This window comes from Enterobacter cloacae complex sp. P42RS, from assembly GCF_014930595.1.
In the GTDB taxonomy this organism is placed as follows: domain Bacteria; phylum Pseudomonadota; class Gammaproteobacteria; order Enterobacterales; family Enterobacteriaceae; genus Enterobacter; species Enterobacter bugandensis.
In genome coordinates this window covers 444,859-467,835 of record NZ_JADBRK010000001.1, presented here as the reverse complement: position 1 = coordinate 467,835, position 22,977 = coordinate 444,859, and the positions used below count along the sequence as shown (strand labels likewise).

Sequence of the window (22,977 nt, the reverse complement as noted above, 5' to 3'; positions counted from 1 at the left end):
AGCTCCTCAGTGTTTCTCAATCCACGCGCCGTAGAACGACGGGCGGCCGACCGCTTCAAAATTGACGCCTTTTAGCCACGGCGCACCGGCAAAGACCTGTGGCTCCTCGAAAATCGGAATGACGTAGGCGTTATCCAGCAGGTAGCGCTGAGCATCGCCGGTCAGCTGCAGGCGTTTTTGTGGATCGACCTCTGAGGAGATATTTACCAGCAGCGCATTCAGCTTGTCGTCACGGAAGCTTTTGACCTTGTCGCTGGAGCCGCCCTTTTGCAGCAGCGCGTCGCGGTTCGCGGGGTAGAACATGCTTTTCACCACGTCTGGATCGGCGCGGCCCACTTCGGAGACGGTTAACGGGGTTTTCTGTGGATCAAGGTTATCCAGCGTGCGGCTGCCTGCGTCACCGGCTTTCACGCTCAGCACTACGCCCACCTGACGCCACTGCTGAGCAACCAGCTGCAGCACCTCTTTGTTTTGCGGCTGCGGCAGAGATTCATATACCGTCAGCGCCAGCCGCTGGCCGTCTTTGGCGCGGATCCCGTCGCTGCCCGCTTTCCAGCCCGCCTCGTCCAGCAGCTGGTTGGCTTTTGCCGGATCAAAGGTCAATTTGTCGCTGAGATCGACAAAGCCTGCGGCGGAATCGGCAATCACCGACTTCGCCTGCGGATAGTTGGCCGAGAAGAGAGTCTCGACCACCTGCTTTGCATTCGTGGCATGCAGCAGCGCCTGGCGCACGCGAATATCGGAGACCAGCGGGTTATCCGGGCGGAAGCTGATGCTGTCGTTCACCCCGCGCGTTGGGGCAGCGTAGATTTTATAGCCCTGGTCTGTCGCCTGCTTTTCGTCATACGCCTGCACCTGACGAATAAAGTCGGCCTGACCGGCCAGCAGGGCGCCGACGCGCACGCTGTCCTCCTGGGTCACGATAAACTTGATGCCGTCCAGATTGGCTGGACCCTGTTGCGCCAGATTTTTGGGTCCCCACTGGTAGTCTTTGCGGGCTTCGAGCGTCACTTCGCGGCCGAGCTTCTCGTCCTTCACCACAAACGGGCCGGAGCCAATGATATGCCGGGCATCCCCCAGCTCTTCAAAGTTGCGCTTCAGCGTGCTGAGCGAGACCAGACCCGACCCAATCGTGGCGGTGCCCTGCAGGAACCCCGGCGACGGTTTTTTGAAGTAAAACTTCACGGTCAGCGGGTCGACCACTTCGCTGCGATCGTAGTTATTGATCACTTCTGACACCGGCAGGCGCTGCGCCTTGTTGCCCAAACCGTAGGTGTCAAAGTTTTTTGCTACGGCGTTGGCATCCAGCGGCGTGCCGTCGGAGAAAGTGATCCCCGGGCGAATTTTGAAGGTGTATTCGGTTTTATCAGCGTTGGTGGTCCAGCTTTCGGCCACCCACGGTTCGACCTGCAGCGTCTTTGGGTTTTGCCACGTCAGTTTGTCGGTGATCTGGTTCAGAATGCCGCCGTTCGGGTAGAAGCCGCCGGCAGGCGGATAGAGGTTGGTGTGCGCCTGTTGTTCCAGATAAATCAGCGTGCCGCCTTTGACCGGCGTATCGGCGGACCAGGCTGCGGTTGTCGTCAGAATCAGCGCCGTCAGCAGCGGCAGACGAAATGGGGTTTGCATGGTGAATTCCTTTGTTATCTTCTTGTTAGCGTCGGATTCATCATCGGGCGCGGGGGAAAACAAGGGAACAAAGGAATTAAGATAAGGATTGCCGGAAACTGAAAATAAAAACGCCCCGTTAGCGGGGCGATGGCGGGGGCCTAAACGAATTTCGCCAGCGGGTCCGCGGCGGCAAACGCGACCGTTTTGTCTGCTAATGGCGGATAGATCAGCTCATTAGTGATGGCGATTTTGATCTTCTTCGCCTCGTCGCGGACGGATTTGACGGCCTGATCCCAGCCCTCGGTATAAACCGCACCCCACGCGCCTAAATCCAGGCAGGTAACATAGTTCACCTGACGATAAGGGTAAGGAGTAACGTTCAGCAGGCTGGCGGCAGCGTTATGACCGGCAAATTTCCCTAGCTGGATCGCGTGCTGGCAGGTCATCAGCGCCGTGTTGCCCGCATCGTCTGTTTTGGCGTGAGCCATATCGCCGGTGGCATAGACGTCAGGATGTGCGGGAACCTGCAACGTCTCTGTCACAACCAGGCGGCCCTGGCTATCGCGTTCACCGTCTATCTGCAGGCTGAGGGGATTTGCCTCGACGCCCAGCGCCTCACTCGCCTCTGCAATTGTTTTACGCAATGCGTCGCTATAACGGCCGCCAATAACTGGCCCTCTCTCAACTACGACTATTTTAATCTCTGTATTGTCGCCAAAACGGGCACGGAGTCGGGCAGGTAGCTCCGTTGCCAGCTCGATGCCGGTAAAGCCGCCTCCGCAGACTACCACGGTGTTGCGCTCGAGCGTGGAGGGACGTAACGCCAGTGAATCAAGGTGACGCTCAAATACCTGTGCGGATTCCAGCTGGTCGATGTCAAAGGCGTAGTCAGCCAGGCCGGCAATCGGTGGGCGTTTGGTCTGGCTGCCCGTAGCGAGGATCAGCCTATCGTAGGAAGCCGTAGCATGCGCGCCATTGGACATCCGGTATAAAACGGTTTTTGCCGTGGTATCAATTTGTTTCGCGTGTCCGGCGATGAATGTGATATCAAGCTCGGCAAACAGGTCAGTCAACGGGGCGACCAGCGTTGAAACCTTCTCCTCATAGAAGCGTGGCCGAACGCGGAGTTCGGGTAAGGGGGCCAGAACCGCAATTTCCAGACTGTTATTACCCTGCTGCTCAGAGAGGCGTGCCGCGCTCACGGCTGCCCACATACCCGCAAAACCACTGCCTACGATTAAAATCTGCTTTTTCATATTCGATCCTTTCTCCCGCCAGGCTTCATGCCTGACATAACTGCCACTATACTTGTCGGAGTTAACTCCGACAACTTCTTTCTGAGTTAAAAATCGTTATAATGCTCCGAACACTAATTCGGAGTTAACCATGGCGTTTTACAGTTCCGGTGTGGAATACGGCATTCACAGCCTGATGTGTATGGTGGATGCGAAGGGCAACGAGCGTGAGATGAGCGTCCGGGAGATGGCTGCCTTGCAGGGCGTGCCGTATGACTACCTCGGCAAAATCTTCACACGCCTGTCACGTGCCGGGCTGGTCATCAGTACGGAAGGCAAGGGCGGGGGCTTTAAGCTGGCGCGTCCGGCGGAGCTGATCAGCGTGCTGGATGTGGCGCATGCCATTGACGGCGAGAAAAACATGTTCGAATGTCGTGAAGTGCGCCAGCGGCTGGCCGTGTTTGATGAAGCACCGCCTGCCTGGGTCTGCGACGGCCCGTGCGGAGTACGTTCAGTCATGGACAGCGCGCAGCAGCGGATGGAAGAGGAGCTCGCGCGTCATACTATTCTCGACCTGGCGCGTAAAATGTACCGAAAAGCGCCGGACACCTTCCAGATTGAGGTTCAGGAGTGGATTTCAGTTCGTCGTTCGTCGTAGCAATGAGCCGGGTAAGGCGTAGCCACTACCCGGCAAAAGGTGTTTACGAGCGTAAGTCGATCACCATACGGCCACGGATCTGGCCCTGTTCCATCTCTTTAAAGATGGCGTTGATGTCCTCGATAGGACGCATCGTCACTTTCGGCACCACTTTGCCCTCGGCCGCAAACTGGAAGGCTTCCTGCAGATCCTGACGGGTGCCAACCAGCGAACCCACCACCTGTATACCGTCCAGCACCAGACGCGGAATGTCCAGGCTCATCGCTTCCGGCGGCAGGCCAACGGCGACCACGCGGCCACCGGCACGCACGGCATCTACCGCCGAGTTGAAGGCCGCTTTTGCGACGGCGGTGACGACTGCGGCATGCGCGCCGCCGGTTTTTTCCTGCACAATCTTAGCGGCATCTTCGCTGCGTGAGTTGATGGTTAAATCCGCACCCATGCTCGCGGCCAGCTTCAGCTGTTCATCGTTAACGTCCAGAGCGATGACTTTGGCATTAAACACGTTTTTGGCGTACTGCAGCGCGAGGTTGCCCAGCCCGCCCAGACCGTAAATCGCGATCCACTGGCCCGGTTTTATACCGGAGATTTTCACCGCTTTGTAGGTGGTGACACCGGCGCAGGTGATGCTGCTGGCCGCCGCCGAATCCAGACCATCCGGCACTTTTACCGCGTAATCCGCGGTGACGATGCACTCTTCCGCCATGCCGCCGTCAACGGAGTAACCGGCGTTTTTCACGTCACGGCACAGGGTTTCGTTACCGGTATTACAGTATTCGCAGTGACCGCATCCTTCAAAGAACCAGGCCACGCTTGCACGGTCGCCGACTTTCAGCGACGTCACGCCAGGGCCGACTTCTTTCACGATACCAATACCTTCATGGCCCAGGATTACCCCGGTTTTATCGCCAAAATCACCGTTCTTCACGTGGAGGTCGGTATGGCATACACCACAGCACTCCATTTTCAGCAGGGCTTCTCCGTGCTTAAGCGGGCGTAAGGTTTTTTCAGTGACATTGACCTGATGATCCTGAGTAACAACAGCAGCCTTCATGTGTATCTCCTTGTTCATGATAAGAATCTGCATAGCAGGTGTAGTACCCCTTAAGGATTAATACATTAGCCTGGTAATGCAAGGCTGCGGCAACATAATGTCATCATTTGATTCGATTTCAGATTAAGAATACGGCGATCCTCTAATAATTAAGGGGGAAAATGCTGGCCCGGCGAGGTGCTCGCCGGGCGCAGATTTACAGCTGGGCTTCAATCTCCTCAATTTCTCTACGCCATTGCGCCTGCAGCTGCGGCTTCTGATGTTTCGGCTTACGCGCCAGATCGTCTTCCAGCAGCGTTTCCAGCGCGATCAGCCGCTCCAGCAGATCGTCGTACGGCGAGGGTTGAACCTCCCCAGCGGTGACGACGGGCGCGGCTGATGTCCCCAGCCCCGCGCTTTCACGCAGCCGGTCAAACACGGCTTCAGCATCGTGCCACTCGCTCAGCCAGCCGTCCTCAATCAGCCAGAAGCGGTTACAGCTTTGGCTAATTAACTGGCGATCGTGGCTGACCAGCAGCACGCCGCCTTCGAACTGTTGCAGCGTTTCCGCCAGTGCCTCTTTGCCTTCCATGTCGAGATGGTTGGTGGGCTCATCCAGCATCAGCAGGCTATATCGGGCAAGCGTCAGCCCGACGAACAGCAGGCGAGAGCGCTCGCCGCCGCTGAGCGTGCTGACTTTTTGCCCGTGTCTCGCCCACGGGAACCCGGCGCTGATGAGCGCCATCTTCCTGTTTTGCGGGTCGGGAGCGAAAGGTTCCAGCGCGTCGAGCAGCGTGGCGTCATCAGGCAGCTGATGCAGCGTCTGGTCGTAGTAGCCCGGCGAGACGCGCGGATGGATTTTCAGCCCGCTGTCCGTCGGTTCATCCACAAAATGTCGCCAGATAAGCTTCATCAGCGACGATTTACCGCAGCCGTTACGACCGACAATTGCCACGCGATCGCCGCTTTTCAGCCGCGCCGTTTCGATGTTAAACAGCGGCGGTAGCCCGGGCGCAGGCGGGACGCTGAGGTTTTCCATCTCCAGCAGACGGTCCGCCCGCAGCGCGTCGCCGCGCAGGGTTAGCGTCCATGGACTGCCCGCCGTGAGCGCGGTCTGGCTTTCTTTGAGTCGTTCGACCTGTTTTTCCATCTGCTTGGCTTTGCGGGCCAGGTCTTCGTTGTCATAAACCTTACCCCAGGTCGCCAGACGTTTGGCGCTGGCGGTCACGCGGTCGATCTCCTTTTGCTCCGCCTTGTGGCGCTGCGCATCGCTTTCGTCTTTTGCTGCAAGCGCTTTACGGGCGGCCGTACAGGGAAGGGCAAAGTAGTGCAGCGTCTTATCACGCAGGATCCAGCTGCCGTTTGTGACGGCATCCAGCAGCTGTCTGTCGTGCGAAACCAGCACGAAGCTGCCTGACCAGTTCTGTAAAAAGTGTTCCAGCCAGAGCATGGTCGGCAGATCCAGGTGGTTGCTGGGTTCATCCAGCAGGAGCAGATCCGGCTCGTGAATCAACGCCCGCGCCAGCAACAGGCGGGTGTGCTGTCCGCCGCTCAGGGTGGCGGATTGCAGCGTCATATCCTGCGGCGTGAAGCCCATGCTCGCCAGCAGCGTTTCAGCTTTCCAGCGCAGGCTGTCGTGCTCAGCTAAAGGCAGTTGCGCGAGTACGGCATCCAGCATGGTCAGCGGGAAAATGGCGTCCGGGAGATGTTGCTCCACGCGCGCCATCAGGCAGTGCCCGGCCAGCGCTACCGCTCCGGCGGCTGGGATATCTGTTCCGTCCAGCGCCTTTAAAAGCGTACTTTTGCCGCAGCCGTTGTCGCCCAGCAGGCCGATGCGGTCGCCTTTTTTCAGCGTAAAGGAGAGTGAGTCGAAGAGCGTGCCAAACGCCGTATCAACGCGTAAAGATTGTGCAGTGAGTAAAGTGCTCATTGTTGCTTACCCAAGAGTTACAGGCATGTTTATGCCTCGTCAAACATCGCTGACGATAACTCAGTAAGCCCGAGAGAAGGGATTTCAGGGGTTGGTGTCTTCGCTCAAGCAGAAGTTATCGCAGCACGATACCGATAACGCTTGAGCTGGTGCGATCACCAAATGTATGTGAAACATTGAAAATTTCACGATACAGCATAATTGGCCTCCTTATATGTTATGAGTTTGTAGGTGACTATCACTATACAACGTTTTCCTGCATATACCAAACAGAGGGGCAGCAGTGCTGCCCAGAATTATTTTTTCCGTATAAGAACATACAGGGCTAGTGTGAGAACTGACGCACTGAATGCGGAAACACCTAAAAAAAGGTACAGAACGAAATCCATGATCAATTCGTCGCCATATATTTTAAAATGCTCCGCAATAGAGTACTGCGCTTCCGGTGGAATAACTTTATATAGTGTGAGTAACGAAAGAAACACTGCCGTACACCATAGCAGTGCCAGTAGTATCACCTTCATTAATAAACCTGCACAACGCCATGAGCAATCATATAGTTTCCCAGTTGCAGCCCTCCCGTTCGTAGCAAGGCTGATGCCAGAACCTTAAAATCGCTCTGACTGTAAAGCGTGATACATCCCTTACTTAATCCAGATGGTCCGATAGGGTGCAATCTGAATTCTCCTCGCCTTATACCGTTCACAAAAGTCTCATCATTTATCAATCCGTCATCGCGATATAAAGCAAACCACTCGCTCCGATTGGAACCCGTGAAAAATGCATTTACACTGTCCTTTGTTTGAGTATACCAACCACCTAATCCACGTAATAGTATGTAATATCGGCCCGGAGGGAGAGGGCCTATGTCGGGTAGAGACGCGCTTTCGGGACGATTTGTTGCATTGCCATTCCCCGAAAATGCTGGGAAAAAGCCCACTCCGGGCACAGACAGTGTTGCGTACTTACCGCCGTTGAGGTGGAAATAGCATTGCAGGAGATTCATGAACGGTCATTCCATGAGTCTGCAAAGATGATATTACCGTCGCAATGTTGCCACGTGATTTTCTCATAACGCAGGGAAACATTTTCTAGATGATTATGTTTTTCCATTGCCGAGTTTTTTACGTCATGCATCAAGGGGCATATTGAGACAACTTTTACGTTCTCCAGGTACATGTTGAAGTATTCGACTTCCTGACCCGCGTCGTCGATCTTGTACCACTTAAACTCGGCACTTTTCAGCGTTTGGCCTTTTGCCACGGCCTTGTATAAGTAAGGGCTAGAACTGTCAAACTCCTTTTCAAATACCAGCGCACTATGAACGCGCGTACCCGTTATTTTTCCTGTCATGTTATCTGTTGGCAGATACAGTCCATGACCGAACCCTAATATCTCGATACTTCCCTCGCGATCTTGTACATCAACAGCGCCTTTGATATCTGCGCCGCCGTCATCTTTAAGCCAAAGGTAAGCCGGAATTGCCATTTCAAAACTCCTTTTTCAATTAATGAATTTAGTGATATGGAACGTTACTAAACCTTTAAAAGAAACTGTTTAATAGGGAAAAAATGTTATGCAAAATATTTATATTTCAATGAGATATGAATTGTTGTCGGAATATTGATTTTTTAAATAATGGTCAGGGGAATACTGTAGAAGCGGCAAAGAAAATAAAGGGAGGAGGGTGTTCACGTTCCCTCTCCCTTTTGAGGAGAGGGAAGGGTCGGAGCCAATTAAATCGAGGTACGGCGATAGCTGCGGTATTCAGGCATCCAGAAGTTATCATCAATAGCCTGCTGCAGTGCGTCGGCAGAGGTTTTCACCGCCACGCCCTGCTGCTGCGCCATTTTACCCACCGCAAACGCGATAGCGCGCGACACCTTGTGAATGTCCTTCAGTTCCGGCAGCACCAGCCCTTCGCCGTTGTTGACCAGCGGCGAATAGCCCGCAAGGGTTTCGCTCGCTGACATCAGCATCTCATCGGTAATGCGGGACGCGCCGGAGGCGATCACGCCCAGACCAATGCCCGGGAAGATATAGGAGTTGTTGCACTGGGCGATCGGATAGGTTTTATCCTTCCATACCACCGGATCGAACGGGCTGCCGGTGGCAACCAGCGCGTTACCTTCGGTCCAGGCGATGATGTCCTGCGGCGTCGCTTCCACGCGGGAGGTCGGGTTAGAAAGCGGCATCACGATAGGGCGCTCGCAGTGCTTGTGCATCTCGCGAATAATCTCTTCGGTGAAGAGACCGGTTTGCCCGGAAACGCCGATCAGAATATCCGGCTTCACGTTGCGCACCACGTCCAGCAGGGAGAGCACTTCGTTGTCGGTGTCCCAGTTCTTCAGGTTCTCGCGCTTCTGCACCAGCTTGGTCTGGAACGGCAGCAGGTTCGGCATGCCGTCGGTCAGCAGGCCGAAACGGTCCACCATAAAGACGCGGGAGCGGGCCAGCTCTTCGCTTAAGCCTTCGCGCTGCGTCTGGGCAATAATCTGCTCGGCGATGCCGCAGCCCGCAGAGCCTGCGCCCAGGAAGACGATTTTCTGGTAGCTCAGCTGGCTGCCGGCCGCGCGGCTGGCGGCGATAAGCGTGCCCACGGTCACCGCTGCGGTGCCCTGGATGTCGTCGTTAAAGGAGCAGATCTCATCGCGATAGCGGTTCAGCAGCGGCATCGCGTTTTTCTGCGCAAAGTCTTCAAACTGCAGCAGAACGTCCGGCCAGCGGTGCTTCACGGCCTGAATGAAATCGTCGACAAACTGATAGTACTCGTCGTCGGTAATACGCGGATGACGCCAGCCCATGTACAGCGGATCGTTCAACAGTTGCTGGTTGTTGGTGCCGACATCCAGCACCACCGGCAGGGTGTACGCCGGGCTGATGCCGCCGCAGGCGGTGTAGAGAGAGAGTTTACCGATTGGGATCCCCATCCCGCCAATGCCCTGGTCGCCGAGGCCGAGAATACGTTCCCCGTCCGTCACCACAATCACTTTAATATTGTGGTTCGGCACGTTCTGCAGAATGTCGTCCATGTTGTGACGGTTCTGATAAGAGATAAAGACGCCGCGTGAGCGACGGTAGATCTCAGAGAAGCGTTCGCACGCCGCACCCACCGTTGGGGTGTAGATCACCGGCATCATCTCTTCGAGATGGTTTTGCACCAGGCGATAGAAGAGGGTTTCGTTGGTGTCCTGGATGTTGCGCAGGTAGATGTGTTTGTCGATCTCGGTTTTGAAGCCCTGATACTGGATCCACGCGCGCTCTGCCTGCTCTTCAATGGTTTCAACCACTTCCGGCAGCAGGCCAAGCAGGTTAAAGCTGCTGCGCTCTTCCATGCTGAAGGCGCTGCCTTTGTTGAGCAGGGGGAATTCGAGTAAAACCGGGCCGGCATAAGGGATATATAAGGAACGATGTTTTTTCAGTTTGTTGTCCATGTCACTCACTCTTTTTTTGAAGATCCGTCCCTGACACTGCTGTTTGTCATCTTTCTGGCCTGTGCTACGGGGTGCGGTCGGGCGGTATTATAAAGGAGCTAAATATTAATTACCGCAACACATAAACAAAAACACCATCGGTTTTGCCGATGGTGTTCTGGATCTCAGTCTGGAACTTACTTGCCCGCGTGGCGTTTTCTGCCGGTGGCGTGAGTGACTTGCGTTTCGTGGTCGCCTTCAATCACCACTTTGCGCTGATTTGAAAGCTTGTAGTTCAGTCCCAGAATGTGGCGTGCCTGACGGTTCGATTTCATGTTAACTCCTCAATCCTGTTGATAGTTTTAAGGACCAGTTTGCTTTCGCAAACGAAATGTAACCCCTTAGGTTGCAGATCCAGCTTAGCAGGTTTTTACAAAGGTGCGTTTTGCCCGCTGACGACGTAGTTAATGGTCTGCTGGTAGATGTCACTGAGGATGTCATTATCCGTGGATTCCACCCACTTGGTCAGTTCCATTAAAATGTCATCTTCAGTCACAGCACCGTGCTCGGCGTGAAGACCCTGCGCAATCGCGTTAACGAGTTCAGGTTGTGCTGCTGTGGTATTAGCCGGGTAATAAGTAAACATGCTGCCTCCGTGTCGTTGTCTGTTTAATGGTACGGCTCGCAAAAAATTTAATTCATAAACAGAATGGCAAATATTTTCCCGGTTGTGTCTCAGATTCATCTTAGAAATAAAAATGACATAAGTGCATGCTTTTATGCGCTTTTAAAACGGAGGGATATATTGGCGTGAGGCAGTGCGGATATTATGGCGGATCTCCTGCTATCGCGGGAATATAGCAGGAGCCGTTTTTAAATTACCACTTCATTTCGCCGGTATTCACTTTGGCGCTTAATTCCAGAGAGCTCTCTTCTGCCAGACCCGGATACTGTTTTTTCAGTGCACCGATGACGCCCGCAGAGTTTTTATGTGCCGACAACGCCTGTTCAAAATGCTGCAGATAGCCACGGGTAAAATCAATAGCCCCGGTTCCGGACGGTGGCGTGCCCAGGTAGTGGCCCGGTATCACGCGTTCCGGCTTGTGCGCGGCCATGTTGTCCAGAGTCTGCTGCCACTGCTGCCGGCGAGCCGGCGTCTGGGTATCAGCCGTCCAGACGTGAATCCCCCAGGAGACCCCGGTGCCGCCGAGGATGGTTTTCACGGACGGGATCCACACGTAGGCCGCATAGCTGTCCGGCTGCTCGATATCGACCTTTTCCCCGTCAATCATAAAGGTGGTGGAGGCGAGCACCTGCGGCACCACCAGTTCCGTTGGCGCGCCGTCTTTCATCTGCGGGCCCCAGAAGGCGAGCTTGGCGTCTTTGGTGGCCTTAATATGGTCAACCACCTGCTGCGTGGCCACCACTTTGGCATTCGGGAAGGCTTTCACCAGCGGCTGCAGGCCAAAATAGAAATCCGGATCGCCGGAGGTGATCACAATCTTATTCAGCGTTTTACCGCTGCGGCGAATTTTCTCTACCAGCGCTTCGCCATCCTTCACGCTGAACTGCGCGTCAAACAGCACCGCCTCTTTCGGGCCGGAAACGAGCGTGGAGGAGACCGCGAAAATGCCTTTTTCCTGCGGGTTATAGGTATCAATCGTCAACGGCGCTGCAAAAACGGCCGGAGCGAAAAGGGTGGAAAGCAGGGCAATATGAGTGAGTTTCATGCTGTTGTCTCTGTTGTTCAGGAATGTTTCTATTGTACGGATATTCTCATTTGCCAGAATTCCTGAAACAAGACATGCTTAGTTTCATAAATCGAGCAGATGGAGCTTATATGGATCGCGTTATTGCCGCTCAGGTCTATAACCGGATATGCGAGCTGGGAAGCCTGAGCGCGGCGGCCCGCGCGCTGGGCATTTCCCGGCCGATGGTGAGCCGTTACCTTGAACAAATGGAGAAGTGGGCGGGGACGCGGCTGGTAAACCGCTCCACGCGCAAGCTGACGCTGACGGCGGCAGGGGAAAAGGTGCTGCAAAAAACGCGGACGCTCTCGCAGATCTCGCAGGAAATCGAAGGTCAGTCGGAAAAAGATCTGCCGTCCGGCACGCTACGGGTAGCCTGCGCGCACTTTACCGCCATGCACCTGATTGCGCCGGTCCTGCCCGGCCTGCTCTCGCGCTACCCGCAGCTGCGCATTGAGCTGGACGTGAACAACCATCCGGTCAGCCTGGTGGGAGAGCGCATTGACGTCGCGGTGCGCATTACCGATAACCCGGAGCCCGGCATGATCGCCCGCCGGCTGGGGGAGTGTCGATCGGTGCTCTGCGCCTCGCCGGCGTATCTGGCACAGCACGGCACGCCCGTCAGCCCCGAAGAACTGGCGCAGCATAACTGCCTGCACTACAGCTTTTTCGCGGGGCAGTCCTGGCACTTCCTGACCCCGGAAGGGGAAAGCCTGAGCGTGGCCGTCAGCGGCAACCTGAGCGCCAGTATCTCTTCACTGCTCATGAACGCGGCGATCGAGCACTGCGGCATCGCCATGCTGCCGGAGCGCGAAGCGCGCGCCGCGCTTGAGCAGGGATTACTGGTGCCGGTACTGGCGTCGCTGGAGCCGAAACCGCTTGCCATCCACGGCATTTATCAGTCACGGGAATACCAGCCTGCCGCGCTGCGCGTGTTTCTTGACGAACTGTCCCGCCACCTTGCCTGAGGGGCGATTATTTTGCCTTTAGCCAGGGAGAGGCCGTGCTCCAGAAAATAATATTGGCCCCGAGATAATTTTCGCCGAAGCGGACAAACTCGGCTTTGGTGAACGGTTTTCCGGTCTGAGGATCCTTATAGGTCAGAGTCGGCTCCTGAACCGCCATGGCGATGAGCGGCAGCGCCTGTTTATTTTTATGGAAGAAGGGATAGGCATTCTTCATGTGCGCCTTGCGGTTGGGCACAATGTCCGGCCCGCCCAGGCCGATATTGTTGGCGATGGCATACGCAAAAAGACGTCCCATATAGTTGTGGTCGTTATCCCACTCGCACGGCCAGAAGTTCACGTACTGCACCACATGTGATTTCTGAAAAACCTTGCGCGCAAAGGCCAAATTTTCCATCTCACCCGCGAAATAGCTATCGCAGGTGAAGCCCGCTGGCGGATTTTTCTCGTCAATATCAATCGCGGTTTCAGGCAGGTTTACGCCATACACCTCGCCATCAAAGCGTTTTGCGAGCGCTGCCAGCAGTGCCTGGTAGCGCTGGCGCACCGTGGGGTCCCACTGACGCGCTACCCATCCCGCGCCGACAGGCTTGCCCTCGCCGGGGTTATCAAACTGCGGCGCAATCCCGCCGCTGTATTGCTTATCGTGCATCAGATAGTCCGGGACGTAGCGGGCGTCCGGCTCAAAGAAACGATCCTGGATCTGAATAAAGAGTTTTTTCCGGGCGGCCTTAAGACGCGCCAGATCCTGCTCAATCCGCGAGAAGTCATAGCTGTCCTTCTCGGGTTCAAGCTGGCGCCAGTTGTACACGATCTGCACGCCGCCGATGTCGCCACGCGCAACCAGCGGGAGCGCCGCGTCGAGGTCGCCTGAGCTGGTATAGATAAAGTTTTCCGGCGTTTTGGCCAGTGAAGAAAGAGAGAGAGCCAGCGTGGCTACCGCGACGGCCATCCTGATTTTTAGCGTCATATCATTATCCTTGTTGTCGGTACAGCAGGTGAAAGACACGGAATCGTCTGTGTTCCAGGGCGTGTCAGATGTGTAGTCTATACTTAACCCTTTGTAAGCCAAAAGGAGAGCAAGAATGACGATTCATAAGCACGGTTCGGCACACTGGTCTGGCGACATTAAGCGCGGGAAAGGAACGGTTTCCACCGAGAGCGGTGTTCTCAACCAACAGCCTTACGGCTTTAACACCCGCTTTGAGGGTGAAAAGGGGACCAACCCGGAAGAGCTGATCGGCGCGGCACATGCGGCTTGTTTTTCCATGGCGCTGTCGCTGATGCTGGGTGAAGCGGGCTATACCGCTGATTCGATTGATACGACCGCGGATGTCTCTCTGGATAAAACCGACGGCGGCTTTGCCATCACTAAGGTTGCGCTGCAAAGTAAGGTCACCGTACCGGGCATTGCGCCACAGCAGTTTGACGGCATTATTCAGAAAGCCAAAGCGGGCTGCCCGGTTTCACAGCTTCTGAAAGCCGAGATCACCCTGGACTATAAGCTAAATTAACTTCCCGCCGGGTTTGCGCCCGGCTATCCTTTCAGCGCGGCGGGGAATACCTCCGCCAGCCAGGCGATAAACACCTTCAGTCTGTGCGTCAAATGCCGGTTCTGCGGGTAGACCACGTGAAACGGGTACGCGGCAGGCTGCCAGTCACCCAGAATCGCCACCAGCGCTCCCGCCTGCAAATAGGTCTTTGCTGAATACTCAAAGGTTTGAACGATCCCCAGACCCGCCGCGGCTGCCGCCAGATGAGCGTTACTTTCATTGACGCCGAGATAGTGCGGAAGAGTGATTTCCAGCGCCTCGCCGTTCTGCAGGAAGCGAAACGGAAACGGCCGCCCGGTGACGGGAGAGAGATAACTAACAAGCTTGTGGCCGTTGCGCAGCTCCTGCGGATAGGCCGGAACGCCGTGGTTTTTAAGGTAACCCGGCGTCGCGCAGGTGACCATCTGAGCGTCACCGAGATGACGTGCGATAAGTGTTGAATCGTTCAGCGGGCCGCCGCGGATCACGCAGTCTACGTTACCGCTGATAAGATCGACCGGACGATCGGCCACGCCAAGATCGATACGGATATCCGGGTAGCGCTGCATAAAATCCGGCAGCAGGGGGATGAGCACGTCCCGTGCGGTGGAACCGCCCACGTCAACCCGCAAATGTCCCTTGGGCGTCGCGCGGGAAACGCGAAACGAGGTGTCGATATCTTCGATATCAATCAGCACCCGGCGCGCTTTTTCATAGTATTCCAGCCCTTCAGGCGTCGTGACCACCCGACGAGTCGTCCGGTGAAGGAGACGTATCGCCAGGTGCGCCTCAAGGGATTTAACCAGTTTGCTCAGCGTGGCGATCGGCATATTCAGCGAGTCCGCCGCGCGGGTAAAATTGCCGGATTCCACCACCCGCGTGAAGGCGCGCATCGCCATTAGCTGATCCATGATGACCTCTGATTATTTCCATAGGTGAATAGTCATTTTCATTTTTGCCCATTTTTCATAAATGCCGCAAGGGATAAAGTCTGTCCAACGCAAACACAAAAAGGTAAATGACATGAACACGACTCTCTCAGGAAAAATTGCACTGGTCACCGGCGGCAGCACCGGTATTGGTCTTGCCACGGCGCAGGAGCTGGCGGCACAGGGCGCGAAGGTGTACATCACCGGGCGTCGTCAGGCCGAACTTGACGCCGCGGTAGAAGAGATTGCTTCTGACGCAGTGGGCATTCGCGCGGACGTCTCTAAGCTTGCCGATCTGGATGCGGTTTATGCCCGGATAGCAAAAGAAGAAGGCCGTCTCGATATTCTGTTCGCCAATGCGGGTGGCGGCGATATGCTGCCGCTGGGCGCGATAACCGAAGAGCAGTTTGACCGGATTTTCGGCACCAACGTCCGCGGGGTGCTGTTCACGGTGCAGAAGGCGCTGCCGCTGTTATCAACAGGCTCGTCGATCATTCTGACCGGCTCGACGGTGTCGGTTAAGGGGACGGCAAACTTTAGCGTCTACAGCGCCAGCAAGGCCGCCGTGCGCAACTTTGCCCGCTCCTGGGCGCTGGATTTGCAGGGCCGTGGGATCCGCGTCAACGTGGTGAGCCCGGGTCCGATCAAAACCCCTGGTCTCGGCGATCTGGTGCCGGAAGAACATCGTCAGGGGCTGTACGACGCGCTGGCCGCGCAGGTGCCGCTCGGACGTTTAGGTGCGCCGGGCGAGGTGGGTAAAGCGGTGGCGTTTCTGGCCTCCGACGCGGCCAGCTTTATCAACGCCACCGAGCTGTTTGTGGACGGCGGGATGGCGCAAATTTAACCCAGGCTGCGCCAGCAGCGAACGTGACGGCCCTCGCGAGAGGGCTGTAGCGGCTGAGGACGTTCGCACCCCTGCGCGGCCATCGGGCAGCGGTCGCGGAAAAAACAGCCTTCGGGCAGGTGACGGTTGCCGGGAAGCTCCGTTTTGCGTAACGCCAGCGTTTCATCCAGCGGCTCTCCGGTGCGGGGAACCGAATCGAGCAGCAGGCGGGTATAGGGGTGGCGCGGCTCGCCAAGTACCTGCGCGGCGCTGCCCAGCTCCACAATCTGTCCGAGATACATCACCGCCACGCGGTCACTCATGTGTCTGACCACCGAGACGTTATGCGAGATCAGTACGTAGGTCAGATTACGCTGCTGCTGTAGCGTTACCAGCAGGTTGAGGATTTGCGCCTGCACGGAGATATCCAGCGCGCTGGTGGGTTCATCGAGCACGATGATATCCGGGTCGGACGAAAGCGCCCGGGCGATGGCAATGCGCTGGCGCTGCCCGCCGGAGAAGGCGTGTGGAAGGCGGTCGAGATATTCCGGGCGAATGCCCACCTGCAGCGCCAGATCCGCCGCCAGCTGACGGCGCTCGCGCTCGCTGCTGCGTTTTTGCACCCACACCGGCTCGGTAATGATGCGCCAGACCGGCAATCGAGGGTCGAGCGAGGAGAGCGGATCCTGAAACACCATCTGCATGCCACCGGCATGGTGGGCACGCTGGCATGCGCCGGCGCTGGGTTTAAGCATCCCCATCAGCAGCTGCGCCAGCGTGCTTTTCCCACAGCCGGATTCCCCGACAACGCCCAGCGTTTCGCCCCGACGGATCTGGAGATCCAGCCCGTTGAGCGCATGGACCCGTTCCGTCACGCGGCCCAGCCAGTTTTTGCGCGCCGCAAAGTTCACGTGCACGCTATCCAGTTCCAGCAGTACATCAGACATGGTGTTTCTCCCGTTGTGGATACCAGCAGGCAGCCAGTTGGCCCTCTGCGCCATGCGGCTGCAGGCGCGGCGTTTCGCTGCATTTTGCCCCCGCGGTAAAGCAGCGCTCGCGGAAAGCGCACCCCTGCGGAGGCTGGCTGAGGTTGGGCACCGTTCCGGGAATGGCGGGCAGCAGATCGCGCGGCTGGCCGTTTTCCGGCGCGCACCGCAGCAGGCCGATAGAATAGGGATGCACAGGGCGGTGGATCAGCGTTTGCGTGGCACCGCTCTCTATCACGCTGCCCGCATACATTACGTACATTCTGTCGCAGAGCTGGGACACTACGGCCATATCATGGCTGATAAACAGCACCGAGGTGCCGCTGGCCTTCGCCTTATGCTTCAGTAAACGCAGCACCTGGAGCTGGACGGTCACGTCCAGCGCGGTGGTCGGCTCGTCGGCGATGATCAGCTCCGGCTCGCAGGAGAAGGCAAGGGCGATCATCACCCGCTGGCGCATGCCGCCGGAGAGTTCAAACGGATAACGCGCCATGACCTCCTTCGCGTCCGGAATTTGCATCTCTTCCAACAGGGCGATCGCCTTCTGCTGCGCCTCGCGCCGGGAAAGCGGCTGATGCTGGCGGATCACCTCCACCATCTGTTTGCCAATCCGCCGCGTCGGGTTGAGGGCGGTCATGGGCTCCTGAAAAATCATCGCCACTTTAGCACCGCGCCACTGGCGAAGCTGTTTCTCGGATGCCGTCAGGACGTTTTCACCGAGTAATCTCACCTGACCGTGATGAATACGGTAGCTGCCTTCCGGCAGCAGCCGCATGGCGAGCATGGCGGTAACGGATTTGCCCGACCCTGATTCGCCCACCACGCCGACAATTTCGCCCCTGCCGATCTCAAGCGAAACGTGGTTCAGGGCGTGGACCTCCCCGCGAAAAACCGGGAAGCTCAGATGCAGGTCTTCAATATTGAGTACCGGTTCGGTCATTACTGTTTGCCTCCTGACTTCGGATCCAGCAGATCGCGGATACCGTCGCCAAACAGATTAAAGCCCACGGCGGTAATCAAAATCGCCGCACCTGGAAAGGCGCAGTACCACCACTGGTCCAGGACGTAGTTACGGCCCACGGCCACCATCGCGCCCCATTCGGCGGTGGGCTGCTGCGCGCCCAGGCCAATAAACCCCAGCGTGGCGGCCATCAGAATGGCGCTGCCAATATCCAGCGATGCCTGCACGATCAGCGGCGGCAGGGCGTTGCGCAGGATGTGCCAGCGGATCAAATGCCAGCGGGAGGCGCCAAAGGTGCGGGCGGCCTGAACGTAGGTGAACTGACGCACCACCAGGGTTTGCCCGCGCGCCAGCCGCACGTAGAACGGTATGCGGACAATCGCAATCGCCAGCATGGCGTTAAACAGGCTCGGACCGAGCGCGGCGGCCAGCGCCATGGTCAGCACCAGAGAAGGAATGGAGAGCATAATGTCCATCACCCGCATGATGACGGCGTCGCCGCGCCCGCCCAGTACGCCGGAAAAACAGCCCAGGAGCGAGCCAATGCCGCCCGCAATCACCACCACCGCCAGCCCGGCGGTAATCGACTGCTGGCTGCCCGTCAGCACGCGGCTGAACAGGTCGCGTCCCACCTCATCGGTGCCAAACCAGTGTTGCGCAGAAGGTGCCTGCAGGCGGGCGGTGAGATCCAGCGCGTTCGGGTCATGCGGCACTATCCACGGCGAGGTCACCATCAGCAAAAGCATCGCGATCATAATGACGCCGCCGACAATCGTGAGCGGGCTTTGGCGCAGCATCCAGAACAGCTTTGCCCAGTTGATGCGTTGTCTGGCGGTTTTCACCGGGACGGGTGTTTCCTGCGTTAACATCATTCGGCACCTCCGCGCCCGATTCGCGGGTCAATCCACAGGTAAAGCAGATCGACCACCAGATTAACCAGCACGTAGGCCAGCGAAACGACGACGGCAAAGCCCATCACCGCCGGGAAGTCCAGCGCCTGAATGGACGTCACCACCCAGGCGCCCATACCCGGCCAGGCAAAGACGGTTTCGGTCAGGACGGCGCCGTAAAGCAGGTCGCCCAGCGCCAGTCCGAGCACGGTAATGGACGGGATCATCGCATTCGGCAGGGCGTAGCGCAGGACGATGTACCAGCCGGGCAGCCCGCTGGCGCGTGCGGTGCGGATGTAGTCCTCGCTAAGCTGCTCCAGCATCGCCGAGCGCACCTGGCGCGCCACGATGCCCAGGTGAACAAACGCCAGCGTCAGCGAGGGTAAAATCAGGTGCTGCAGCGCGTTGAAAAAGACCTCACCGTTGCCTTCCAGCAGGGCGTCCAGCAGATAAAACCCGGTGACGTGCGTCGGCGGATCGAGCCAGTCGTCCAGCCTGCCGCCGCCCGGCAGAATCTGCAGATGCCCGTAGAACAGGACAATCACGCCCAGCCCAAGCCAGAATGCAGGCGTGGAAATCCCGGTCATCGCCATTAAACGCACCAGGTGATCCAGCCAGCGGTTGCGGTACACCGCCGACAAGATCCCCAGCGGCACGCCGATAACCAGCGCCAGCAGCAAAGAACAAAAGGCCAGCTCCAGCGTGGCGGGGAAAAAGGCCTTCAGGTCTTCCGCAACCGGGCGTCCGGTACGGATGGAGGTGCCTAAATCACCGTGGGCCAGGGCGTCCACGTAGCGGCCAAACTGCACATACAGCGGCCGATCCAGCCCCAGCTGCTGGCGAATGTTCTGCACGATTTCGTCGCTGGCGCGATCGCCCGCCAGCAGACGCGCCGGGTCGCCGGGGATCATGTGTGAAATAATAAAGGTAATAATACAGACACCGGCCACCACCAGGAGTAACCCCCAGCAGCGCTGGCGCACGATGCTCCAGAACGTCATACGCTTTCCCCCGGCGAGAACCGTTATTTACTCATGGTGGCGATGTTGAACACCTGCTCGAGCATAGGATTAAAGGTGAAGCCTTTGACCTCTTTGTTCATCGCCAGCTGGTAGTTCTTCTGGAACAGATAGACGTAGGCCGCTTCGTCAATCACCACCTTTTGCGCCTGCTGGTAATCTTTGGTGCGTTCCGCCTGGTCAGTGGTTTTCAGCGCGGCCTGCAGCAGCGAATCCACCTCTTTGTTCTCATAGAACGAGCGGTTGCCCGGCAGCCCTTTTTTGTCCGATTCGAACCAGTAGTTCATGAACATGTACGGGTCGGCAAAGTCCGGGCTCCAGTTGCCGATGGCAATGTCGTAATCGCCTTTGCCGACGCGGTCGCGCATGGTGGCATTGGCCAGTTTTTCCAGCTTGACGTTAATGCCGATCTTGCCGAGGCTCGCCTGAGTGGAGAGGGCGATAGGCTCCCAGTTCGGATCGTTGTCCGAGTAAAGGAAGGTCAGGCTGGCGGGTTTGTCTTTGACCTTCTCCAGCGCCGCTTTGGCTTTGGCCTCGTCGAAGCTGTACTGCATTGCCGCGGCGTCAAAGCCCCACATGCCTTCCGGGATCGGGCCGCGCATCTGCTTGCCGTTGCCGCTCAGAATGCCTTTTACCATTCCCTGATAGTCCGTCGCCCAGGAGATGGCCCGGCGTAAATCCACCTGATTGAGCGGCGCTTTGCTGTTGTTGAGATAGAGATAGGTCACGCGCAGGGAGGGGTATTCCGCGACGGCGACTTTGCCTTCCTGCTTCAGGGCCGCCAGCTGATCGACCGGCAGAGAGTCGGCAATGTCCAGGTCACCGCGGGAAAGCTGCAGTCGGCGCGAAGCGCTCTCGCCGATAATTTTCACCGAGACGCGCTTAAAGTGCGGCTTGTCGCCCGGCCAGTGAGGGTTCGGCACCAGGATCAGCTGCTGACCTTTCTGCCAGCTCTTCAGCATAAACGGCCCGGAACCGGCGGTGTTTTGCGCCAGAAAACCGCGCGCGTCGTCCGCGGCATTGGCCTTCAGCACCGCCGGGTTAATGATGGACGCCCCGTCGTTTGCCAGCGTGTAGAGGAAAGGCGCGAACGGCTGGCTGAGGATGAATTTCACCGTGTGGTCATCGACGGCATCAATTTTCAGATCTTTCGGGAAGGCTTCAGACGGCCCCTGGCCGAGCTTCAGCAGGCGCTCAAAGGAGAGCTTGACCGCTTCGGAGGTGACCGGCGTGCCGTCGGAGAATTTGGCGTTATCCGCCAGGGTAAAGGTCCACTCTTTCTGGTCGTCGGACGCCTTCCAGCCCGTCGACAGATCGCCCTCCACCTCGGTAGAGCCGGGCTTGTACTTGACCAGACGCTGGTAGGACGGATAGGTGACGGTCCAGTCGTTGTTATCGATGGTGATGGCAGGGTCGAGCGTTTGCGGGTCGGCGGCTTTACCGATCGCCAGCATGTCTTTCGGGACGGCGGCCAGCGCCAGCGGGGCGCTCAACGCCAGCGTGGCGGCAATCAGGGTCGTGAGAAGCGATGTTTTCATGGCAGTGCTCCAGGTTAAAGAGAGGTGTGCGTCAGGGGAAAACAGGCAAAACGGTCTTCAAGCAGCGGGTAGCTGGCGGCGTTCGGCAGTTCGAAGTGCCACCATTCGCTGCTAATCCCCACAAAACCGCCGCCGAACATGATGGCGTTCAGCAGCAGACGGTTGCGCTGGGCGTGCGGGGGTACGGAGGGGTGATAGGGATGCGAACGGTCATGCATTTCGTCAAAACCGGCGCCCATATCCAGCACGCTGTTATGCTCGTCCATCAGCGTGACGTCGATGGCCGTACCGCGGCTGTGATTGGAGCCAATTGCCACGTCGACCACATACTCCGGGTTCGGGCAGGCGTCCCACAGCTGGGCCTGCGCCTGCTGCGGCCGGTATGCGTCGTACACCACCAGCTTCAGCCCGGCCAGGGCGGCAATGCTGATGGCTTTTGCCAGCGCGGTGGCGGCGTCGGTATGCAGCAGGCACAGCGCCTCCTGATAGATCGGCCTGCCGGTGATGTTGTCGGCGGTGGCGTACTTCAGATCGATATGCAGCGTGGGAAACGTCTTCGCCACGTCAATCAGTTCACTCTCATCGGGCATAGCTCCGCTCCTTTAGCGTTCGAATTGACCAAACTCTTGTTGTAATTGTCGGTTTACCGCCAGGCGCGCCGGGAGCGCATCGCCCAGCGCTTCCACCACGCCCGACAGCAGTAGGTTGAACAGACAGCTCACGGGGGCAAGCGAATCCCAGAAATGACCGGTATCGGTTTTCACCTGCAGTAAATCCATCGGGTAATCCCGCGCCCACGGGCACCAGATGTCGGTGATTAAGGCCAGCGGGATCCCTTTTTCGCTCGCCACGCGGCAGTACTGGCGGGCCATCGTGGAGTAGGTTCGCGTATCGGTCAGCACAACGTAAGGGTGCGAAAACCCGGAGTTGAGGGATTCCACCCAGCTGCCGGACGCGCCTTCGGAATAGCTCACGCGCGGGCGAAGGTACTCGAGATGGCTGAAGAAGGCGTTGGCGATCCCGCGCGTGGATTGGATCCCCAGCACAAACACCGCGTCGGCGTGGGCCAGGTTGTGCACCACCTGACGGAAGGCGTCCGTTTGCGCCAGCTGATACACCTGCGTAATGGCGTCCACCTCCAGCGAGAGGGCATGCTGAAGGCGGTTGGGCAGGGGACGCTGCTGCTGCCAGGAGTCCAGCCGCTCGTTCATGCCCCAGGGCTGATACGGATCGCGCAGGCTCTTTTTGACATCTTCCAGGTTGCGATACCCCAGCTTGCGCAGGAAGCGTCCGACGGTGATCCCGCTGGTCCCGCTCGCCAGACCGACGCTTTCCGCGGTTTCAAACGGGATTTGTGCGGCGTGCGCCAGCAGCCAGCTCCCGACCCGCTTTTCGCTGGGAGTGAGCTGGCTGAACGTCGCTTCGATACGGCTCAACATCTCGGGTTTCGTCGTCATACCGCCTCGCTGTTAACTGGCTGTCAAAAGCTGGATTTGTGTTACCGGGTTAACAATGCACGACGCGTGCCATGTTCACGGTGAGGTAAAAAACCCGCCGTGCTGTTAATTTCACGCAATATTTAGTTAACCAATGATCAACATTTGTGCAGCGTAGTTCACTTTTGGTGCAGCGGCTGACGCGGCAGGTATGAATTTGATGAATACGTCAGTCCGTTCACATTTTTGATAAGATAAAAGGACAGTGAACAC

23 protein-coding genes are annotated in these 22,977 nt (G+C 57.4%); 4 read left to right on the top strand and 19 right to left on the bottom strand.

Annotated elements, in window-relative coordinates:
- Nucleotides 1-6 precede the first annotated feature (6 nt).
- Complete coding sequence (locus IM314_RS02145) at nt 7-1,626, bottom strand: TIGR04028 family ABC transporter substrate-binding protein (protein ID WP_193358210.1); 1,620 nt, start codon at nt 1,624-1,626, stop codon at nt 7-9.
- 140 nt (nt 1,627-1,766) lie between these two features.
- Entirely contained in the window at nt 1,767-2,864 is a 1,098-nt protein-coding gene (locus IM314_RS02140; RefSeq protein WP_193358211.1) for an NAD(P)/FAD-dependent oxidoreductase, read from the bottom strand.
- Nucleotides 2,865-2,994: 130 nt separating this feature from the next.
- On the opposite strand from IM314_RS02140, the gene IM314_RS02135 reads away from it, so the two are divergent.
- A complete protein-coding gene (locus tag IM314_RS02135) occupies nt 2,995-3,501 on the top strand; it encodes an Rrf2 family transcriptional regulator (RefSeq protein WP_028013240.1) in 507 nt (168 codons plus the stop codon).
- Nucleotides 3,502-3,544: 43 nt separating this feature from the next.
- Here IM314_RS02135 and adhP read toward each other — a convergent pair whose 3' ends face one another.
- From adhP to IM314_RS02095, 8 genes are all read right to left on the bottom strand, one after another.
- Nucleotides 3,545-4,555, bottom strand: a complete 1,011-nt coding sequence (gene adhP, locus IM314_RS02130) for an alcohol dehydrogenase AdhP (RefSeq protein ID WP_041909867.1) — start codon at nt 4,553-4,555, stop codon at nt 3,545-3,547.
- A 196-nt stretch (nt 4,556-4,751) separates the two neighbouring features.
- On the bottom strand, nt 4,752-6,464 hold the full coding sequence (locus tag IM314_RS02125) for an ABC-F family ATP-binding cassette domain-containing protein (RefSeq protein ID WP_193358212.1): 1,713 nt from the start codon (nt 6,462-6,464) through the stop codon (nt 4,752-4,754).
- A gap of 523 nt (nt 6,465-6,987) precedes the next feature.
- Nucleotides 6,988-7,470 (bottom strand): DUF2778 domain-containing protein, encoded by a 483-nt coding sequence (locus tag IM314_RS02120; protein ID WP_071993720.1) that lies wholly within the window; start codon nt 7,468-7,470, stop codon nt 6,988-6,990.
- A complete protein-coding gene (locus tag IM314_RS02115) occupies nt 7,467-7,952 on the bottom strand; it encodes an Hcp family type VI secretion system effector (RefSeq protein ID WP_041909869.1) in 486 nt (161 codons plus the stop codon). Before IM314_RS02115 ends, IM314_RS02120 begins: the two co-directional genes overlap by 4 nt.
- A gap of 248 nt (nt 7,953-8,200) precedes the next feature.
- Entirely contained in the window at nt 8,201-9,898 is a 1,698-nt protein-coding gene (locus IM314_RS02110) for an NAD-dependent malic enzyme (RefSeq protein WP_028013235.1), read from the bottom strand.
- A 176-nt stretch (nt 9,899-10,074) separates the two neighbouring features.
- Nucleotides 10,075-10,212, bottom strand: a complete 138-nt coding sequence (gene sra / locus IM314_RS02105) for a stationary-phase-induced ribosome-associated protein (protein WP_008501714.1) — start codon at nt 10,210-10,212, stop codon at nt 10,075-10,077.
- 95 nt (nt 10,213-10,307) lie between these two features.
- Nucleotides 10,308-10,523 (bottom strand): biofilm-dependent modulation protein, encoded by a 216-nt coding sequence (gene bdm, locus IM314_RS02100; protein ID WP_023335793.1) that lies wholly within the window; start codon nt 10,521-10,523, stop codon nt 10,308-10,310.
- Nucleotides 10,524-10,755: 232 nt separating this feature from the next.
- A complete protein-coding gene (locus IM314_RS02095) occupies nt 10,756-11,607 on the bottom strand; it encodes a Vmh family MBL fold metallo-hydrolase (RefSeq protein ID WP_193030711.1) in 852 nt (283 codons plus the stop codon).
- A gap of 110 nt (nt 11,608-11,717) precedes the next feature.
- Between IM314_RS02095 and IM314_RS02090 the strand changes: the two genes are divergently transcribed.
- Entirely contained in the window at nt 11,718-12,593 is an 876-nt protein-coding gene (locus IM314_RS02090; RefSeq protein ID WP_047365094.1) for a LysR family transcriptional regulator, read from the top strand.
- Nucleotides 12,594-12,600: 7 nt separating this feature from the next.
- Here IM314_RS02090 and IM314_RS02085 read toward each other — a convergent pair whose 3' ends face one another.
- The gene (locus IM314_RS02085) at nt 12,601-13,560 is read right to left on the bottom strand and encodes a hypothetical protein (protein WP_041909874.1); all 960 of its coding nucleotides are present in this window, start codon (nt 13,558-13,560) and stop codon (nt 12,601-12,603) included.
- A 115-nt stretch (nt 13,561-13,675) separates the two neighbouring features.
- Between IM314_RS02085 and IM314_RS02080 the strand changes: the two genes are divergently transcribed.
- Nucleotides 13,676-14,104 (top strand): OsmC family protein, encoded by a 429-nt coding sequence (locus tag IM314_RS02080; protein ID WP_028013230.1) that lies wholly within the window; start codon nt 13,676-13,678, stop codon nt 14,102-14,104.
- 23 nt (nt 14,105-14,127) lie between these two features.
- Here the strand turns inward: IM314_RS02080 and IM314_RS02075 are convergent, their stop codons facing one another.
- The gene (locus IM314_RS02075; protein ID WP_193358213.1) at nt 14,128-15,033 is read right to left on the bottom strand and encodes a LysR family transcriptional regulator; all 906 of its coding nucleotides are present in this window, start codon (nt 15,031-15,033) and stop codon (nt 14,128-14,130) included.
- Nucleotides 15,034-15,145: 112 nt separating this feature from the next.
- Between IM314_RS02075 and IM314_RS02070 the strand changes: the two genes are divergently transcribed.
- Nucleotides 15,146-15,895: an SDR family NAD(P)-dependent oxidoreductase gene (locus tag IM314_RS02070; RefSeq protein ID WP_153655840.1), complete on the top strand. Its 750-nt coding sequence runs from the start codon at nt 15,146-15,148 to the stop codon at nt 15,893-15,895.
- Here IM314_RS02070 and IM314_RS02065 read toward each other — a convergent pair.
- Genes IM314_RS02065 through IM314_RS02035 form a run of 7 tightly spaced genes read right to left on the bottom strand, consistent with a single transcriptional unit; the run spans nt 15,892 to nt 22,725 of the window.
- The gene (locus tag IM314_RS02065; protein WP_041909880.1) at nt 15,892-16,821 is read right to left on the bottom strand and encodes an ABC transporter ATP-binding protein; all 930 of its coding nucleotides are present in this window, start codon (nt 16,819-16,821) and stop codon (nt 15,892-15,894) included. The genes IM314_RS02070 and IM314_RS02065 overlap by 4 nt on opposite strands.
- Nucleotides 16,814-17,800 (bottom strand): ABC transporter ATP-binding protein, encoded by a 987-nt coding sequence (locus tag IM314_RS02060; protein WP_193358214.1) that lies wholly within the window; start codon nt 17,798-17,800, stop codon nt 16,814-16,816. The genes IM314_RS02065 and IM314_RS02060 overlap by 8 nt, the downstream gene beginning before the upstream one ends.
- Nucleotides 17,800-18,693 carry a D,D-dipeptide ABC transporter permease gene (gene ddpC, locus IM314_RS02055; RefSeq protein ID WP_045630454.1) on the bottom strand — a complete coding sequence of 298 codons (894 nt, stop codon included), beginning with the start codon at nt 18,691-18,693 and terminating at the stop codon, nt 17,800-17,802. Before ddpC ends, IM314_RS02060 begins: the two co-directional genes overlap by 1 nt.
- On the bottom strand, nt 18,690-19,712 hold the full coding sequence (locus IM314_RS02050; RefSeq protein WP_041909885.1) for an ABC transporter permease: 1,023 nt from the start codon (nt 19,710-19,712) through the stop codon (nt 18,690-18,692). The genes ddpC and IM314_RS02050 overlap by 4 nt, the downstream gene beginning before the upstream one ends.
- Before the next feature lie 23 nt (nt 19,713-19,735).
- Nucleotides 19,736-21,268 carry an ABC transporter substrate-binding protein gene (locus tag IM314_RS02045; protein ID WP_193358215.1) on the bottom strand — a complete coding sequence of 511 codons (1,533 nt, stop codon included), beginning with the start codon at nt 21,266-21,268 and terminating at the stop codon, nt 19,736-19,738.
- A gap of 14 nt (nt 21,269-21,282) precedes the next feature.
- Nucleotides 21,283-21,858, bottom strand: a complete 576-nt coding sequence (gene ddpX / locus IM314_RS02040) for a D-alanyl-D-alanine dipeptidase (RefSeq protein WP_048959010.1) — start codon at nt 21,856-21,858, stop codon at nt 21,283-21,285.
- Between the two features lie 12 nt (nt 21,859-21,870).
- Nucleotides 21,871-22,725: a MurR/RpiR family transcriptional regulator gene (locus IM314_RS02035; RefSeq protein WP_045630451.1), complete on the bottom strand. Its 855-nt coding sequence runs from the start codon at nt 22,723-22,725 to the stop codon at nt 21,871-21,873.
- Between the last annotated feature and the right edge of the window lie 252 nt (nt 22,726-22,977).

Excerpts from the sequence above, each read along its gene's own strand:
- IM314_RS02145 (WP_193358210.1), bottom strand. The coding sequence starts at position 1,626 with ATGCAAACCCCATTTCGTCTGCCGCTGCTGACGGCGCTGATTCTGACG.
- IM314_RS02140 (WP_193358211.1), bottom strand. The coding sequence starts at position 2,864 with ATGAAAAAGCAGATTTTAATCGTAGGCAGTGGTTTTGCGGGTATGTGG.
- IM314_RS02135 (WP_028013240.1), top strand. The coding sequence starts at position 2,995 with ATGGCGTTTTACAGTTCCGGTGTGGAATACGGCATTCACAGCCTGATG.
- adhP (WP_041909867.1), bottom strand. The coding sequence starts at position 4,555 with ATGAAGGCTGCTGTTGTTACTCAGGATCATCAGGTCAATGTCACTGAA.
- IM314_RS02125 (WP_193358212.1), bottom strand. The coding sequence starts at position 6,464 with ATGAGCACTTTACTCACTGCACAATCTTTACGCGTTGATACGGCGTTT.
- IM314_RS02120 (WP_071993720.1), bottom strand. The coding sequence starts at position 7,470 with ATGAATCTCCTGCAATGCTATTTCCACCTCAACGGCGGTAAGTACGCA.
- IM314_RS02115 (WP_041909869.1), bottom strand. The coding sequence starts at position 7,952 with ATGGCAATTCCGGCTTACCTTTGGCTTAAAGATGACGGCGGCGCAGAT.
- IM314_RS02110 (WP_028013235.1), bottom strand. The coding sequence starts at position 9,898 with ATGGACAACAAACTGAAAAAACATCGTTCCTTATATATCCCTTATGCC.
- sra (WP_008501714.1), bottom strand. The coding sequence starts at position 10,212 with ATGAAATCGAACCGTCAGGCACGCCACATTCTGGGACTGAACTACAAG.
- bdm (WP_023335793.1), bottom strand. The coding sequence starts at position 10,523 with ATGTTTACTTATTACCCGGCTAATACCACAGCAGCACAACCTGAACTC.
- IM314_RS02095 (WP_193030711.1), bottom strand. The coding sequence starts at position 11,607 with ATGAAACTCACTCATATTGCCCTGCTTTCCACCCTTTTCGCTCCGGCC.
- IM314_RS02090 (WP_047365094.1), top strand. The coding sequence starts at position 11,718 with ATGGATCGCGTTATTGCCGCTCAGGTCTATAACCGGATATGCGAGCTG.
- IM314_RS02085 (WP_041909874.1), bottom strand. The coding sequence starts at position 13,560 with ATGACGCTAAAAATCAGGATGGCCGTCGCGGTAGCCACGCTGGCTCTC.
- IM314_RS02080 (WP_028013230.1), top strand. The coding sequence starts at position 13,676 with ATGACGATTCATAAGCACGGTTCGGCACACTGGTCTGGCGACATTAAG.
- IM314_RS02075 (WP_193358213.1), bottom strand. The coding sequence starts at position 15,033 with ATGGATCAGCTAATGGCGATGCGCGCCTTCACGCGGGTGGTGGAATCC.
- IM314_RS02070 (WP_153655840.1), top strand. The coding sequence starts at position 15,146 with ATGAACACGACTCTCTCAGGAAAAATTGCACTGGTCACCGGCGGCAGC.
- IM314_RS02065 (WP_041909880.1), bottom strand. The coding sequence starts at position 16,821 with ATGTCTGATGTACTGCTGGAACTGGATAGCGTGCACGTGAACTTTGCG.
- IM314_RS02060 (WP_193358214.1), bottom strand. The coding sequence starts at position 17,800 with ATGACCGAACCGGTACTCAATATTGAAGACCTGCATCTGAGCTTCCCG.
- ddpC (WP_045630454.1), bottom strand. The coding sequence starts at position 18,693 with ATGATGTTAACGCAGGAAACACCCGTCCCGGTGAAAACCGCCAGACAA.
- IM314_RS02050 (WP_041909885.1), bottom strand. The coding sequence starts at position 19,712 with ATGACGTTCTGGAGCATCGTGCGCCAGCGCTGCTGGGGGTTACTCCTG.
- IM314_RS02045 (WP_193358215.1), bottom strand. The coding sequence starts at position 21,268 with ATGAAAACATCGCTTCTCACGACCCTGATTGCCGCCACGCTGGCGTTG.
- ddpX (WP_048959010.1), bottom strand. The coding sequence starts at position 21,858 with ATGCCCGATGAGAGTGAACTGATTGACGTGGCGAAGACGTTTCCCACG.
- IM314_RS02035 (WP_045630451.1), bottom strand. The coding sequence starts at position 22,725 with ATGACGACGAAACCCGAGATGTTGAGCCGTATCGAAGCGACGTTCAGC.